This window comes from Coprococcus sp. RTP31081st1_H1_RTP31081_211007, assembly GCF_040227275.1.
Classification (GTDB): Bacteria; Bacillota; Clostridia; order Lachnospirales; family Lachnospiraceae; genus Coprococcus; species Coprococcus aceti.
In genome coordinates this window covers 393,814-410,244 of record NZ_JBEHVP010000001.1, presented here as the reverse complement: position 1 = coordinate 410,244, position 16,431 = coordinate 393,814, and the positions used below count along the sequence as shown (strand labels likewise).

The 16,431-nt window shown below is 42.4% G+C and carries 13 protein-coding genes; all 13 read left to right on the top strand.

Annotated elements, in window-relative coordinates:
• The first annotated feature begins 351 nt into the window (after positions 1-351).
• The 13 genes from pflB to ABUA31_RS01715 all read left to right on the top strand — a co-directional run bounded on the left by pflB (position 352) and on the right by ABUA31_RS01715 (position 16,315).
• Positions 352-2,628 (top strand): formate C-acetyltransferase, encoded by a 2,277-nt coding sequence (gene pflB / locus ABUA31_RS01775; RefSeq protein ID WP_117548842.1) that lies wholly within the window; start codon positions 352-354, stop codon positions 2,626-2,628.
• 210 nt (positions 2,629-2,838) lie between these two features.
• Positions 2,839-3,681, top strand: coding sequence for a radical SAM protein (locus ABUA31_RS01770; protein WP_055144263.1), 843 nt, complete (start codon positions 2,839-2,841; stop codon positions 3,679-3,681).
• A gap of 303 nt (positions 3,682-3,984) precedes the next feature.
• Positions 3,985-5,022 carry a helix-turn-helix domain-containing protein gene (locus ABUA31_RS01765; protein ID WP_349818400.1) on the top strand — a complete coding sequence of 346 codons (1,038 nt, stop codon included), beginning with the start codon at positions 3,985-3,987 and terminating at the stop codon, positions 5,020-5,022.
• A gap of 48 nt (positions 5,023-5,070) precedes the next feature.
• Positions 5,071-5,769, top strand: coding sequence for an ABC transporter ATP-binding protein (locus ABUA31_RS01760; protein ID WP_349818399.1), 699 nt, complete (start codon positions 5,071-5,073; stop codon positions 5,767-5,769).
• A gap of 11 nt (positions 5,770-5,780) precedes the next feature.
• Entirely contained in the window at positions 5,781-8,057 is a 2,277-nt protein-coding gene (locus ABUA31_RS01755) for an ABC transporter permease (RefSeq protein WP_349818398.1), read from the top strand.
• 19 nt (positions 8,058-8,076) lie between these two features.
• The gene (locus ABUA31_RS01750) at positions 8,077-8,712 is read left to right on the top strand and encodes a DUF6796 family protein (RefSeq protein WP_349818397.1); all 636 of its coding nucleotides are present in this window, start codon (positions 8,077-8,079) and stop codon (positions 8,710-8,712) included.
• Positions 8,713-8,903: 191 nt separating this feature from the next.
• Positions 8,904-10,121, top strand: a complete 1,218-nt coding sequence (locus ABUA31_RS01745; protein ID WP_349818396.1) for a hypothetical protein — start codon at positions 8,904-8,906, stop codon at positions 10,119-10,121.
• A 235-nt stretch (positions 10,122-10,356) separates the two neighbouring features.
• Positions 10,357-11,019 carry a response regulator transcription factor gene (locus ABUA31_RS01740; RefSeq protein ID WP_055144268.1) on the top strand — a complete coding sequence of 221 codons (663 nt, stop codon included), beginning with the start codon at positions 10,357-10,359 and terminating at the stop codon, positions 11,017-11,019.
• A gap of 58 nt (positions 11,020-11,077) precedes the next feature.
• Positions 11,078-12,094: a sensor histidine kinase gene (locus tag ABUA31_RS01735; protein WP_055279918.1), complete on the top strand. Its 1,017-nt coding sequence runs from the start codon at positions 11,078-11,080 to the stop codon at positions 12,092-12,094.
• A gap of 198 nt (positions 12,095-12,292) precedes the next feature.
• A complete protein-coding gene (locus ABUA31_RS01730; RefSeq protein WP_055144940.1) occupies positions 12,293-13,060 on the top strand; it encodes an ABC transporter ATP-binding protein in 768 nt (255 codons plus the stop codon).
• Positions 13,047-15,137 carry an ABC transporter permease gene (locus ABUA31_RS01725; protein WP_055144270.1) on the top strand — a complete coding sequence of 697 codons (2,091 nt, stop codon included), beginning with the start codon at positions 13,047-13,049 and terminating at the stop codon, positions 15,135-15,137. The genes ABUA31_RS01730 and ABUA31_RS01725 overlap by 14 nt, the downstream gene beginning before the upstream one ends.
• Before the next feature lie 260 nt (positions 15,138-15,397).
• Entirely contained in the window at positions 15,398-15,793 is a 396-nt protein-coding gene (locus tag ABUA31_RS01720) for a C-GCAxxG-C-C family protein (protein WP_004854122.1), read from the top strand.
• A gap of 69 nt (positions 15,794-15,862) precedes the next feature.
• Positions 15,863-16,315, top strand: coding sequence for a GNAT family N-acetyltransferase (locus tag ABUA31_RS01715; protein ID WP_015535041.1), 453 nt, complete (start codon positions 15,863-15,865; stop codon positions 16,313-16,315).
• The last annotated feature ends 116 nt before the right edge of the window (positions 16,316-16,431 follow it).

Here is a 16,431-nt window from a genome sequence, read left to right as displayed (position 1 = left end):
GTAGTATATTATAGTGACAAGGTGTCATGATGCAGGGGTGCGATAAGGCTTTCAGCTATAGAATGTATATTTTTTCAAAACACAGTATATTGTATATGTGTAATAAATTATCCCTTGTCCATACACAATATATATTATTCATATATTTTCTCAAATTTTTTCAAAAAAAGTTGTTTAAATCTTCATTACGTGGTTATAACAACCGAATTTATGAGTAAAGTATAATATACTTACAAATGAAAAGCAAGGAATGTGATAAGCGTTATTGAATTATAGAAGATTATTCTGTATAATAAGTAAATAGTGTGTCACATTTTCACATATTAAAACACTGAAAGGAGAAATTTTATCATGTTACAGAACCAGGAATGGGAATCATTCACAGGTAGACTCTGGAAGGAAGAGTGTAATGTAAGAGACTTCATCCAGAACAACTACACACAGTACGATGGAGACGAGAGTTTCCTTGCAGCCCCAACAGATGCTACTAACAAGCTTTGGGATAAGCTTCAGGCACTTCAGAAGGCTGAGAGAGATAACGGTGGAGTTTTAAAGGAGGATGCTGATGTTGTATCAAGCATCACATCTTATGGCCCAGGCTACATTGATCCAGAGACAAAGGATCTTGAGCAGATTGTAGGTCTTCAGACAGATGAGCCACTTAAGAGAGCATTTATGCCTTATGGTGGTATCAAGATGGCTGAGGAAGCTCTTCAGATGTATGGATATACTCCAAACGAGAACTTCCACAAGATCTTCACTGAGTATCACAAGACACACAACCAGGCAGTATTTGATGCTTACACACCAGAGATGATGGCAGCTCGTCATACACATATCGTAACAGGACTTCCTGACACATATGGTCGTGGACGTATCGTAGGTGACTACAGAAGAGTTGCTCTTTACGGTATTGATCAGCTTATCGCTTGGAAGGAAGAGGATAAGGCTAACTGTGGCGATGGCAACATGTTTGATGATGTCATCCGTCAGAGAGAAGAGCTTTCAGAGCAGATCAAGCGTCTCAAAGAGATGAAGGTTATGGCTCAGTCATACGGATATGATATTTCAAAGCCAGCTTCAAACGCTAAAGAGGCTGTTCAGTGGTTATACTTCGGATACCTTGCAGCTATCAAGACTCAGAACGGTGCAGCTATGTCAGTTGGACGTGTATCTACATTCCTTGATATCTATATTGAGAGAGATATTAAGGCTGGTAAGCTTACAGAGGCTGAGGCTCAGGAGCTTATCGATCATTTCACAATGAAGCTTCGTATGGTTAAGTTCGCAAGAATTAAGTCATACAACGAGCTGTTCTCAGGAGATCCTGTATGGGCTACTCTTGAGGTTGGTGGTATCGGTGTTGACGGACGTTCAATGGTTACAAAGAACGATTACAGATTCCTTCATACACTTGAGAACATGGGACCAGCTCCAGAGCCAAACCTTACAGTTCTTTACTCATCAGCTCTTCAGGATACATTCAAGAAGTATGCTGCTAAGATTTCTGTAAGAACAAGCTCAATCCAGTATGAGAACGATGATGTAATGAAGCCAATCTGGGGCGATGATTACTCAATCTGCTGCTGTGTATCAGCTACACAGACTGGTAAGGAGATGCAGTTCTTCGGAGCTCGTGCAAACCTTGCTAAGTGTCTTCTTTACGCTATCAATGGTGGTAAGGATGAGAAGTTCCTTGACAAGAAGACTGGTAAGCCAATGCAGGTAGGTCCAGAGTACTCACCTATCACATCAGAGTACCTTGACTATGATGAAGTACTTGCTAAGTACAAGAAGATGCTTGACTGGTTAGCAGGACTTTATGTAAATATTCTTAACCTCATCCAGTACATGCATGACAAGTACTACTATGAGTCAGCTGAGATGGCACTTATCGATACAGATGTACGTCGTACATTTGCAACAGGTATCGCTGGATTCTCACACGTAATCGACTCACTGTCAGCAATCAAGTACGCTAAGGTTAAGGTTATCCGTAACGCAGAGACAGGACTTGCTGAGGACTTCGAGATCGAAGGCGAGTTCCCTAAGTATGGTAACGATGACGACAGAGCTGATAACATCGGTGTATGGCTTCTTCATGAGTTCCTTACAGACATCAAGAAGAGACACACATATCGTAATTCAGAGCCTACAACATCTATCCTTACAATCACATCTAACGTAGTTTATGGTAAGTACACAGGTAACCTTCCAGATGGAAGACGTGCTTGGACACCATTTGCACCAGGTGCTAACCCAAGCTACGGCGCTGAGACATCAGGACTTCTTGCATCACTTAACTCTGTTGCAAAGATTCCTTATGAGTGGTCACTGGATGGTATCTCAAATACACAGACAATGAACCCATCAGCACTTGGACATGATGAGGAAGAGAGAGCTACAAAGCTTGTAAGCGCAATGGATGGATACTTCGATCAGGGCGCTCATCATCTGAACGTAAACGTATTTGGTAAGGATAAGCTCCTTGATGCTATGGAGAATCCAGATAAGCCAGAGTACGCTAACTTCACAATCCGTGTATCAGGATATGCTGTTAAGTTCATATCACTTACACGTGAGCAGCAGCTCGATGTTATCAACAGAACATTCCATGACTCACTTTAATTCTTAGCTGACGCTGGATTTTCAGTGAAGTTATAGATGCTTTGTCAGATATAACAAGAACCATGGTCCCGGGGATAACCTCTCCGGGACTTTTTTTAAGAATATGTATTTATATCATTTTTATAAGAGATAATAGACATGTAGTTTTGTTTGTAATTACTTTCATTAATTGAGAGTTGTATTTGAATAGGAAGAACTTAGAGGTGAAATATGTCTGAAAAGAAACAGGTTTTAGGATATGTCCATTCGACAGAGAGCTTTGGAGCAGTAGATGGTCCAGGCATAAGATTTGTAGTTTTTTTACAGGGCTGCAAGATGAGATGTAAATATTGTCACAACCCAGAGACATGGAATCTTGTGACAGACTATAGTAAGCTTTACTCAGATGAAACAAGCGATGCTGAGAGAGAAGAACTTGAGAAGAAGATAGAAGAGAATACAAAGCTGCTGAAGGATAAGGGCGTCAAGATAGAGGCGAGGACCCCTGAGGATCTGTTAAAGCAGGCACTCCGCTATAAGCCATATTGGAAAAACGGCGGTGGTATAACAGTGAGCGGTGGTGAGGCGCTGCTTCAGATGGATTTCCTCATCGAGTTTTTCAAGCTTGCAAAGGCTGAAGGTATTCATACAACAATAGATACAGCCGGCAATCCATTTACAAGGGAGGAGCCATTCTTCTCCAAGTTCAATGAGCTGATGAATCTCACAGATCTGTTCCTGCTCGATATCAAGCAGATCAATGATGACAAGCATAGAGATCTCACAGGATTCTCCAACAGCAATATACTTGATCTTGCACAGTATCTGTCAGATCAGGGTAAGCATATGTGGATCAGACACGTACTGGTACCAACCATCACAACTGATGAGGATGATCTGAGAAAGACTAAGGAGTTCATAGACACTCTTAAGACTGTCGATAAAGTTGAGGTACTTCCATATCACAAGCTCGGAATCACTGAGTGGGAAAGACTTGGAATACCATATAAGCTTGAGGGAATCGACCCGCCTACTGATGAGGAGCAGAAGCTTGCAAAGAGTATTCTGGAATAAACTTAAGAATAAGAACTGGAAAAAGAATTTAAAGTTTAATTTATAAATATATTTGTGTTGAGACACAGGTGCTATATAAGATGTTAAAACCGTTGTAACGGGTGTGACATTTTATATAGTACCTGTGTCTTTTTTCATTTTCATAGGTAAGCGGTGATATATCAACAAACATACAGGGTACGGGTACGATTACAAGCCTGTTTTAGAAGTGGAATAAAATAATGAAAATGGAATAGAATTTTTATTTGCGGCATGTTATAACAGGGTTAGTTACAACAAACATAAGTTAGAAATGGAGGATATATGGACGAGAAAATACAGAAAATCATGGCTAAAAGCACGTATTTAAGCAATCTTATATCGCGTATTCCACCGGAGATGCTGTCCTTTTTCTTTGAGATGATCCAGCTTGACATATCGGATAAATATGGTGAAGTGATCCGTTTAAAAATGAGACAAAATGGACAGTATATGAATTTTGTTTCGCCTATGACGGGAATCGATATACAGGAATATTATATGGGAGGCATGGATGCACTTCCGGGACATTCCAAGGTGAGAGCGCTTGAAAATACAATGGTTATCCACTACTGCAACAGGGGAAGGGCGGAGATCAGAGTAAATGATGGCAAATATGCATATATGAAGCCAGGAACACTCTGTATAGAGTGGCATCAGGAGGCGGGCAAGAGCTTCAATTTCTATGATGACATATATGGTGGTCTGGAGATAGTGATATGTGTCGACAATATCAGCAGTGAGGATGAGGCATTTCTGGGAAGAGTAGGGATCGATGCGGAAAGTATCAGAAAAGCCTGTGAGCAGAACGGTCAATACTATATCGGCGAGTGCCAGGACCGGCTACGACATGCATTTGATGATTTGAGAGATATCATAGAAAATGGTGATAAGGACAAAAATTCATATCTTATAAATATGCTGTATGTACTCGATCTTATAAGAACTGATGATATAGCGGTGCGTGATACTCAGTTTTATCTGACAAAGGGACAGAGACGTATCGTGCAGGAGATATACGACACAATCAGACAGGATCTCAGCAGGGATGTGTCCATGGCAGAACTGGAGAGTCTGTATGGTATGAGTTCAGTATCTATCAACAAGTATTTTGAGATCGTGTATGGGGATACTGTGAAGAGGTATATGCAAAGCAAGAGAATGGCATATGCTGCAAAGCAGCTTACAGGCAGCAATATATCTGTTGCGGATATAGCTCTTTCTGTTGGATATGAGAGTCAGAGTAAGTTTGGCACGGTGTTCAAGCGCAAATATGGCTGCACACCTCTCGAGTACAGGAGACTGGGCGGAGAGACAACTTAATGTATATGAAATAGTTAGAAACAAAAATTTTACTTGGAGGTAAGCAGAATGTTTATTCAGATGAATAATGCAAGAAAAAGTTATGGAAAAGGGGAGAATACTGTTCATGCTTTAGATGGAATAGAGCTGGCACTGGAGCAGGGGAAAATATATGTGATACTTGGACCATCGGGTTCAGGCAAGAGTACACTCCTCAATATGATGGGAGGCCTCGACAGACTAGATGAGGGAAGTATCACGGTGGATGGAAAGGAAATATCCAGACTGAAGTCGGGTGAACTGACAAAATACAGAAAGACTGATGTTGGCTTTGTGTTCCAGTTCTACAATCTGCTGCCGGATCTCACAGTTAAGGAGAATATACAGGTCGTAGAAGATATTGCGAAGGATCCACTTCCTATAGATGAGGTCATGAAGGCTGTGGACATAGAGAAGTACAAGGACAGATTCCCAAATGAACTGTCAGGCGGTCAGCAGCAGCGAGTTGCCATCGCCAGAGCCATCATCAAGAATCCGAAACTTTTGCTATGTGATGAGCTTACAGGTGCCCTCGATTCAAAGACATCGAGAAGTGTTCTTGAATTTGTGGAGAAGGTCAACAGACAGTTTGGAACAACTGTTGCAATCATCACCCACAATGAGGCTATAGCGGGGATGGCCGATGGGATAATCCGAATAAAAGATGGCAAGGTATCACTCAGCAAGGCAAATGAAAACAAAATACCGGCAAAACAGCTTGAATTATAAGAGGTGGGGACATGACATTAAATAGAAGATATATAAGGAATATAAAGCACAATCTTTCTTTCTACATATGTGTTACTATCCTCACCGCGCTGGTGATAGTCATGTATATCGGCTTTACAGGTGCTTATGATGGAGAGGGCAGATATCTTGATTCGTTCTATGAAGATACAAATGTTGAGGAGGCTCAGTTTGTCACAGCAAATCCTATATATGCTAAATCTATCAATAATCTTGAAGAGAAGTACAATGTACAGCTTGAAAAGCAGACATATGCTGATATTGATCTGACTGAGGAGAACTGCGATGACAGGACAGGTAAGGATATAGCGGAGGATTACACATTAAGGATATTCACGCCGTCAAAGAAGATCGACACATATAAGCTGCTGGATGGTGAGGATGTGACTTCTGATGACGAGATACTCTTGAATCCTCATCTGATGGATGCCAGGGGACTGCAGATAGGGGACTTTCTTGATATCGATGGAAGAAACTACAAAATAGTAGGAACGATGGCGAGACCTGATTATCTGGCGGTATACAAGAATTTGTCTGACAACATGTTCCTGTTTGATACATTTGGATATGCAGTAGTGAGTGAGTCTGCATTTGCGCAGATAAATGATGACACAAAGACATCATACTATACGGTCATATACGATGATAAGGATCAGGAGAAGGCATTCAGGGAGGAGATACACAGCGAGTATTACACTCTGTCATACATTCCGGCATCCACAAATGTGAGAATAAAGGTTCCGCAGAATGAAAGGGAACAGTTAAAATTATATATGAATATGGTCATACCTATGCTGGTCGTATTTGTGATGGTAATCATAGCGATAGTTCTCGGAAGAAAGATCAAGTCCGAGGCGAGACAGATAGGAGTTCTGTCAGCTCTTGGATATGGCAGGACAAGGCTCTCGCTGCACTACGGATTGTTTGGTGTTATTCCGGGAGTGATAGGAGCTGTGATAGGTGCCATTGCGGCTGCCCCGTGCAGGGATGCACTTGCTACGGCAATATTTGAGATGAAGACAGAAATACTTCCGGTGGATTACAGTTCGGAAACAGTGCAGTTTGTGATCATCTGTATTGTACCGATTGTGGCATATGGTATTGTGGGATTGCTTACGGCACTGAGAGTTCTCAGATTCAAGACAATCGATCTTCTTCAAGGAAATGGAGGAACAAGAAAACGTAGGAGACTTCGCATGGCAAAGTCAAATATGAAGTTCACGACAAAGTTCAAGATCCGGTCTATTCTTGGCAACTGGAGCAGAAGTCTTGTGGTTATATTTGGAATCGCTGTCGGTGGAATATTGATGGTATTCTGCTACGTCTGTATAGATTCGCTTGATAACTATTGTGATGTGTCTGTAAATGAAGTCGGGGACTATGAGTATGAGTATTTTTTAAGCAGTATCCAGACAGAAAAAGTGGATGGCGCAGCGGAGATCATGACAGGCACATTCAGTGTGGATGGATACACGACCAATCTGACATACATGGGTATGGATAATAATGAGTTCATGGATTTAAAGAGTACGTCAGGAGATAAGCTGGAGCTTACATCAGGCAAAACGTATATATCTGCAATGGGAGCCATGATATATGGCGTAGGCAAGGGTGATGAGCTCACTTTCTACGATCAGGCATCACTCAGTGAATACACGGTCACGATAGATGACGTTGTGCAGAACGATTCACAGAGTATACTCTACAGCAGATGGAATGATGCATGCGATCTGCTTGATGTGCCTGAGGGCAGTTACAATGCTGTTATGTCTGACAAAGAACTTGACTATAAGGAGTCTGATTATCTGTATAGGATAACCAAGTCAGATCTTTCAGATCAGATAGGTCAGATCACAGTACAGATGAAATCGGTGCTCTCGGTTTGCATCGGATTTGCCGTGCTCATCATAGTTATATGTGTATATCTCATGGTAAATATGTTAATAAGCGAAAATGCATCATCGATATCAATGTTAAAGGTGCTTGGATACGATGACAGACAGATAAGCCGCATGATGATAAGCATCTACCACATCCTTGTTCCGATAGGAATCGTGATAGGTTCAGTGTTTGGAGTGGTGCTGTGCAGAGTGAACTTTGAGGCGAGTGTATCAGCATACAACACCTATATAGAGACAGTATACACGCCGCTTTGTTTTGTAAAGTATTCCGTGTGTGTTCTTATAAGCTACGTGATATCTCTGTGGCTGTTAAGCCGAAAGGTGAAGAAAGCGGATATGGTTGAAAGCCTGAAGGACAACAGGGAGTAATTAATAGGAGGATAAAGAGATGAATAGTTATGTAGCGTGGGGAATATTTGGAATAATAAGTGGCCTTATTGCATCATTTGCGGATGTGCCTCTTGTCATGCCGAATCAAAGTGAAAATCTGAAATTAGGTGGAGTTTGTCAGTGGTGGGGAGATGTGACCTCAAAGAGATTCAAGGTTTCGTTCTGGCTTTCATTTCTCGGGCAGCCGGGAGGATATATTGTAATGTGGCTCCTTGCCGATATGATCTCAAATGGGAATGTGGCGCTTGCAGGCATCCTCAAGGTCATGACATTACTTGGATGCTATACCGGTCTTATGAGCCATGTTGTGTTCTGTCTGAAACCGCTCCTTTACCAGAGACTCTGCAAGAAAATGTCTGACGATGAAAGCAATGAAGTTATCAAAGCCATCGATCTGGTTTTCAATCCACCAATGTATCTGGCAGGCGTGGTACTCTGGCTTGGTCTTGCGGTCACTGTGATAGTAGCGATACTTACCGGGGCGCTTCCTGTTCCAAAGTGGTGCGTTGTCTTAAACCCTATCGGTTCACTGATAGTCCTCATGCCGCTCAAGAAGTGCGGTGTCAGGATCATCGGAGCTCTCGGATTTGGATTTGTGCTGCTTTCAGTGCTGCTCATTATTGCAGGGGTATAAAAAAGATAGTTAATATTGTAACAAACAATAAGAGGGATTTCCCGGTTGAGGTAAGTCCCTTTTTGCGTGAAAATAAGTTTAGCAAAATTAATCAGTAAGCAGTGGCTAGGTGCATGCAAAAGAAGTTATAATATATAATTAAAGTGCTACAAACACGTTATATCACTGCAAAGTATATGGGGGAGTAAATTATGTATAAGATAGACGAGAACGCATGGAATGAAAAATATGTACTGCTGATCCCTGCCATGCTGGATGCGCATTTTCCTCTGATAAAATACGCCTTTTATTCAAGGGATTATCATCCGGTCATACTGTCAAATGAGGATCATATCACGGATGTGGGACTTAAGTACGTGAACAATGATATGTGCTATCCGATAGTGTTAAATGCCGGGCAGATGATTGATGCACTGCAGTCAGGCAAGTATGACATCAACCGGACAAGACTTCTCATGCCGACGGCGGGGGATGCATGCAGGGGAGCCAACTACTTACATGTGTTAAAGGAGTCGGTGAGAAAGGCTGGATTTGACAGGGCAAAGATACTATCCCTGAATGTTAAGGGGCTGGAGAAAAATTGCCAGATGCGTGTGCAGGCATTCATGGTGTGGAGAGCACTGTTCGGACTATTCTACGGAGATATACTCATGCTGCTCCTCAATCAGACAAGGCCAAATGAGGTGAAAAAGGGACAGTCACGAAAGGTTTGGCAGAAGTGGATAAACATCCTGTCCAGAGATCTGAAAGAGGGAAAGAATCTGACACTTGGAAAGATGAAGAGGAATTTCGACAGGATAGCCAGGGATTTTTCAAGGATAAGGCTGAATGATAAGAGAAAACAGCGTGTTGGGATAGTTGGGGAACTATACATAAAATATTGCCACTTGGGCAACTGGGATATGATCAAGTTCCTTGAGTCAAATGGATGTGAGAGCCATACAAATGGGCTTTCTTGGTATGCCATGTACTATATGGATTCACACCTCACGGACAATATGACATTTGAATCTCTGCTTTACAAGGCGGGGCTGAAGTTCTTCGGCAGCCTGCAGAGAGCAATGATAGAGGCGCTTAGAAAATATGGTTTCTATACCATGGAGGATTTCTTCACGATGAAGCGTGAGGCTGATGGATATGTGAGCTGGGGATACAAAACCGGGGATGGTTGGCTCATCGGCGCGGAGATAACGGGACACATACTCCATGAGTGTCCAAAGGTTTTGGCGGTTCAGCCATTTGGCTGTATGCCTAATCACACCTGCGGAAGAGGTTTGTACCCTTCGCTTCAGAAGAAGCTGCCGCAGGGCATGATAGTGAGCTGTGATGTGGATTCCAGTGGTTCAAAGCTGAATGTCTACAACAGGGCGAGGATGCTTGTGGACATGCCACTTAAAATGGGAAAATAGGCAATTGCGAAACTTAAATACGCTGAATGTGCAAGAGATGTTTTAGCATACCAATCAGGGGTCGCTCTCGCTTAACTCAGTCTGCAATGGTACTAAAGATGTCACTAACGTGCCATCTAAGTACCGGCGACTTCGTATTCCCCTGATTTGGTAATGCTAAACATCTTCTTGCATGTTGAATAGATTAAGGGTTTCGTAATTGCCTAAATGGAAAATAGAAAATGGAGAAATAAAGATGAAAAAGATATTTGTTGTTGAAGATGACGAGAGTATCTGTCAGGAGCTTGTGCAGATACTTGAGAATGAGGGCTATGAGGCTGAGAGTCTTGAGAGCTTTGACAATACAAAGGACAATATATTGAAAGCGGCACCGAATCTGGTGCTCATGGATATCAATATTCCGGGGATTAACGGCAGAAACCTTGTGAAGGAGATACGAAAGGAATCTGATGTGCCTATCATCATGGTTACAAGCAGGACTTCCGAGATGGATGAGGTGCTGTCCATGAGTTATGGCGCGGATGATTATATAACAAAGCCATACAATCCAACGATACTTCTGCTTAGGATAGCGGCGGTGCTCAAGCGCATGGAGGGCAGCCAGAATACGGCATCATACAGAGATGCGGAGGTCAACTTCAGCAAGGGGACTATCAGCAAAGGTGATCAGGAGATGGTTCTCACCAAGAATGAGATGATCATATTCCAGCTGCTGCTTGCCAACAGGGAAAAGATAGTGTCGAGGGATGAGATCATGACAGACCTGTGGGACAATGACGAGTTTGTAAATGACAATGCGCTCACAGTAAATATAAGCAGGCTCAGGGGGAAACTGGCGGATCTTGGATATGATGATGCCATAGAGACCAGGAAGAAGCAGGGATACCGACTTGTATGACAGGTAAGTGGGATTATATATCATTTACAGCGACAAAAGATTGGAGTAATTTGGCAAAATGAAATTTGGCTTGTATATAAAGGATAAACTTGGAATAATTGCGGGATATGCGGGATTTGTGATATTCACATATCTGCTCATGATGGCATTTCACTCACAGTTACAGATGAGAATTATGTTCGTGATCGTGGCTGTGATATTTGTCGTCTCGGTTATCGCTTTCGATTATCTGAGAAAATATAAGTTCTACAACAGTCTGGTCGGACATCTGGATGAACTGGATCAGAAGTATCTCATACTTGACACTTTGGACGAGCCTGACTTCTACGAGGGCAAGCTGGTGTATTCAGCTATGTACGACATCAACAAGTCCATGACTGAGAATGTGAGAAAGTACAGGGACAGCGTGGAAGATTTCAAGGACTTTATAGAGATCTGGGTTCACGAGATCAAGCTTCCGATAGCCAGTCTGGTGCTCATGTGCCACAACAACAGGGATGTGATCCCGAGAAAATACGAGGAACAGGTCGCAAGGCTTGACGCGTATGCGGATCAGGTTCTCTACTATGTGAGGGCGGAGCATGCATCGGCAGATTACAGATTTGCCGAGACAAATCTTAAGAGTGTCATCGGAAGGGTGGCTGTGAAGAACAAGGATGTGCTGCTTGATGGTGACATATCGCTGAATGTTCATGATGTGGATGAATGTGTTGTGACGGATTCAAAATGGCTTGAGTTTATGGTAAATCAGATCGTGAGCAACAGTATCAAGTATATAGACCGAGGACAGGAAAAGACTATAGAGATCTGGACTGAACCGTTGGGTGACGGCAAGGCTCTGCACATAAAGGACAATGGAATAGGTATACCACAGTCTGATATTCCACTTGTGTGCAGGAAATCATTTACCGGGGAAAATGGGCGGAAACATGCGAAATCCACAGGTATGGGCCTTTATATAATAGACAATCTGTGCAGGCAGCTGGGACATAAGCTGGATATAACGTCAAAGGTGGATGAATACACAGATGTGAGTATAGTATTTGGACATAATGATATATACAAGATTGGATGATATAAAAATTGCGTTTTGCGATAGTGGGATACCAGATCTGGTGAGCGTCCCAATGTTACAGAATTGTAATGTTAGGTAATAATGGAAAAAGGACAATTGCTTTCAAAATGTGTAAACTGCAAATATGTTCAATGGTGAGAGCAGTAATAATCAAACATTTGAGGAGGCATTTCAATGGAAAATCCAATGGGAAATTCAATGGAAACAATATTAAAGATTGACAACATTGAGAAGTATTATGGAAACAAATCCAATATGACAAAGGCCATAGATGGAATATCATTCGATGTGGAGGCAGGAGAGTTCGTCGCTATCATGGGTGCATCGGGAAGCGGTAAGACGACACTGCTTAACTGCGTTTCAACTATAGATAAGGTTAGCAGCGGCCATATCTATGTGGGCGGCAAGGATATCACAACACTCAAAGGCAATAAGCTCAACGAGTTCAGGAGAGAGGAGCTGGGATTTATATTTCAGGATTTCAACCTTCTTGACACACTCACGGCGTATGAGAATGTTGCGTTGGCACTTTCAATACAGAATGTGCCTGCAAAACAGATAGATGCGAAGGTCAGGGCTGTTGCAAAGGAGCTTGAGATCGAGAGTGTTCTGAAGAAGTATCCGTACCAGATGTCGGGCGGTCAGAAACAGAGAGTAGCATCTGCGAGAGCAATCATCACTGATCCAAAGCTTGTGCTTGCAGATGAGCCTACGGGAGCACTCGATTCCAAGTCGGCAAAGCTGCTTCTGGAGAGACTTAAGCACCTAAATGAGGATCTCATGACAACGATACTCATGGTAACACACGATTCATTTACAGCCAGCTATGCAGGCAGGATACTTTTCATCAAGGATGGCAAGGTGTTCCACGAGCTCAGAAGAGGAGGAGATACAAGAAAAGAATTTTTCAATAAGATCATAGATGTCGTGACACTGCTTGGAGGTGATCTGAATGACGCTCTTTAAGCTTTCCGTATCAAATATGAAGAAGAGTATAAAGGACTATGCCATATATTTCTTCACTCTGGTACTCGGTGTTGCAATTTTCTATGTGTTCAATGCCATAGAGACGCAGACCGCAATGCTCCGGATATCGGCTGACACAAGACAGGTCGTGCAGCTCATGAGCAAGATGATTGCGGGTGTCAGTGTGTTCATCGCATTTGTGCTCGGATTTCTCATCATATATGCAAGCCGTTTTCTGATGAAGAGGCGTAACAAAGAATTTGGTCTGTACCTCATCCTTGGAATGGGAAAACGCAAGGTGTCCACAATGCTTTTCATCGAGACACTTATCATCGGACTTGTATCACTTGTGGTAGGACTTCTTGCTGGAATAGGAATCTCACAGATAACAAGTGTACTCGTTGCAAACATGTTCGATGCAGATATGTCATCATACAGCTTTGTGTTCTCGGGCAGCGCATTTGTCAAGACCTGTTTGTATTTTGCAATCATATATGTGGTGGTTATAATCTTCAACACATTTATCATCAGCAAATGTAAGCTCATCGACCTTTTCCAGAATGGAAGAAAGTCTGAGAACGTCAAGATCAAGAATCCATGGGTATCAGTTATCGTGTTCCTGATATCAGCTGTATCACTTGGATATGCTTATCATGCGGTAATTACCGATATAAATGACATGTACATGAATGATCTCTACAAGTGGATCGTGGTCGGATGCGTTGCAACGGTGCTTTTCTTCTGGTCAGTGTCCGGAATGCTCTTCAGAATCGTGTCGTCTATGAAGAATGTGTACTATAAGGGACTCAATTCATTTGTCGTCAGACAGATGAGCAGCCGTGTCAACACAAATGTACTTTCAATATCAGTCATCTGTCTGATGCTTTTTGTGACAATATGTGTGCTTTCATCAGCGCTTGCAGTGAAGAATTCCTTAAATGAGGGCATTGCAAAGTACGCAAGAGCGGATGTGAGTATATCGAAAACCCAGAGCAGTGATTCAATCTATTATGACGAAGACGAGATGGGTAATGACAGCGAGACAAATGATCTTTTGAAGAAACTTGAGGTGACTGATGGAAAGAGCATAGAAGATGTATATAGTGAAAATAATGTGGATCTTGGATCCTACTTCTCAGATTACGTTGACGTACACACATATACATGTCCTGCACTTACAATCAGAAACTATCTGGGAGATGAGGCTCTGATTGATTCTCTTGGAATAGATGTAAACGCTTTGTCTAGTTATGAGGGAACGGAGGAGATCATATCACAGTCCGACTATAACAAGGTTGCAAAGATTTATGACAATGCTGAGCTCCAGCTTGCCGATGACGAGTATGCCATCCTTGCAAATTATAGAATATTCGTTAAGATCCGTGATGAGAGACTTCAGGAGGGAAAAGAGATAGAGGTATATGGCCAGACGCTTAAGCCGGTTATCACATATTGTATAGATGGTGATATAGAGCTTGCGACACAGCCGCTCAACACAGGTGTGTTTATCGTGCCGGATTCAGCCATTGAAGGTGCACAGTTCGCGAAAGAGTATTTCATCGGAAAGTATGCCGATCAGGACAGAGATGCCATACAAGATAGTGATACGATCATAAGGAATGTATCAAAGAAGGATGAACTTGGCGGACTTATCACAGTAAATACCAAGGACAACGTGAAAGCAGCCAGCGTGGGAGTCGGAGCCATCGCATCATTTATAGGTATGTATATCGGACTCATATTCCTTATATCTGGAGCAGCCATCCTTGCACTCAAAGAGCTCTCAGAGAGCACAGATAACATAGAGAGATACAAGATGCTCAGGAAGCTTGGGGTGGATCAGCACATGATCAACAAGGCTCTTTTCTCGCAGATGGGACTATTCTTCATATTCCCACTTGCTCTTGCCATAGTCCATTCGGTATTTGGAATGATGGTCAGCACGAAGATTCTTGACACTATGGGAGCGTATGATATAGCAGGTGCTATCGGAATCACGGCTGCCATTGTGGTAATCATATATGGCGGATATTTCCTTATAACGTATCTGTGCAGCAGGAAGATTATCAGTGAGTGAGGATATAACTATTATTGAAAATAATTGCACTTTTTATTGAATGAATAACATAATTATGTTATCATCAACATACGATATAAATGTGACATGTCACATTGTCTGGGCTGGTCGTAAGACCCAGGTCCAACCTAATTAGGCGGGGAGACTCCCCGCCATTTTTTATATAGAGTTGTAATGGGGAAATTCCTCAAAGGGATACATAAAAAGGAATTTTGATGGTTAACAAATGATTATTTGTATATGGATTGGAGGAAGTCATAATGAACAAACATGTAGAAAAAGCTATGGAGATAAGAAACGAGACACCGATGGTCAATAACTGTGCGCAGACCATTCTGCGGGCTTACGCGGACGAGCTCGGAATAACAGGAGATATGGCGGCAAAGCTCAGTGCTAATTTCGGTGGTGGCATGAAGTGTGGTTCAACCTGCGGTGCGATCACAGGAGGACTTATGGTACTTGGCGCTCTGGGCGTTGAGAATCCATACGTGATAAATCAGTTCAGGCGCAGGATAGCAGATAACCACAATGGCATGACCGATTGTGCTGATCTGTTAAAGGCAAATGCCCAAAAGGGTGGAATCAAGAAAGTGCACTGTGACGGCATGATCAGGGAGGCTATAGAGCTGATAGATGAACTGGTGAAGAGTGAATAAATATAACAAGAACAACGTGTTTAACTATCCTGGAGGAAAAAGGGATTCTGGAATGGAGGATGCAAGTAAATGAAAATAGACTACAGAAGACTTACAGAAAATGAACTTGATACATTTATAAATATGAGAATAAATCAGCTCAGGGAAGAGGGCGCAAAAGAAGAGATAGACCTGGTGCCAGCGCTTAAGGATTATTATACCCGGCATATGGCAGACGGAACGTTTGTATCATGGCTGGCTTTTGACGGGGATGATATTATAGGGACAAGCGGTATGTCATTTGTGGAGAAACCGCCTTATTTTGGATGTCCAAGTGGAAGAATAGGGTTGCTCTCCAGTATGTTTACCAACCCTAATTATAGAAGAAAGGGCATTGCAAAGGAACTGTTATCCCGTGTTGTAAATGATGCAAGGGATTATGGATGTGGAACGATACAGATCACGGCATCTGACATGGGTGTTAAATTGTATACGGATTTCGGATTTGTTCATAATGGTAATTTCATGCAGTATAAGCTGTAGTATATATGATGATGGAGCAAAAGTTACATTTAGAGATTGCCCTGCCTATCACAGTGGGAGATAACGTCTGGATCGGAACGAATGTTTCGGTGCTGCCGGGAGTTACTTATTTTAGG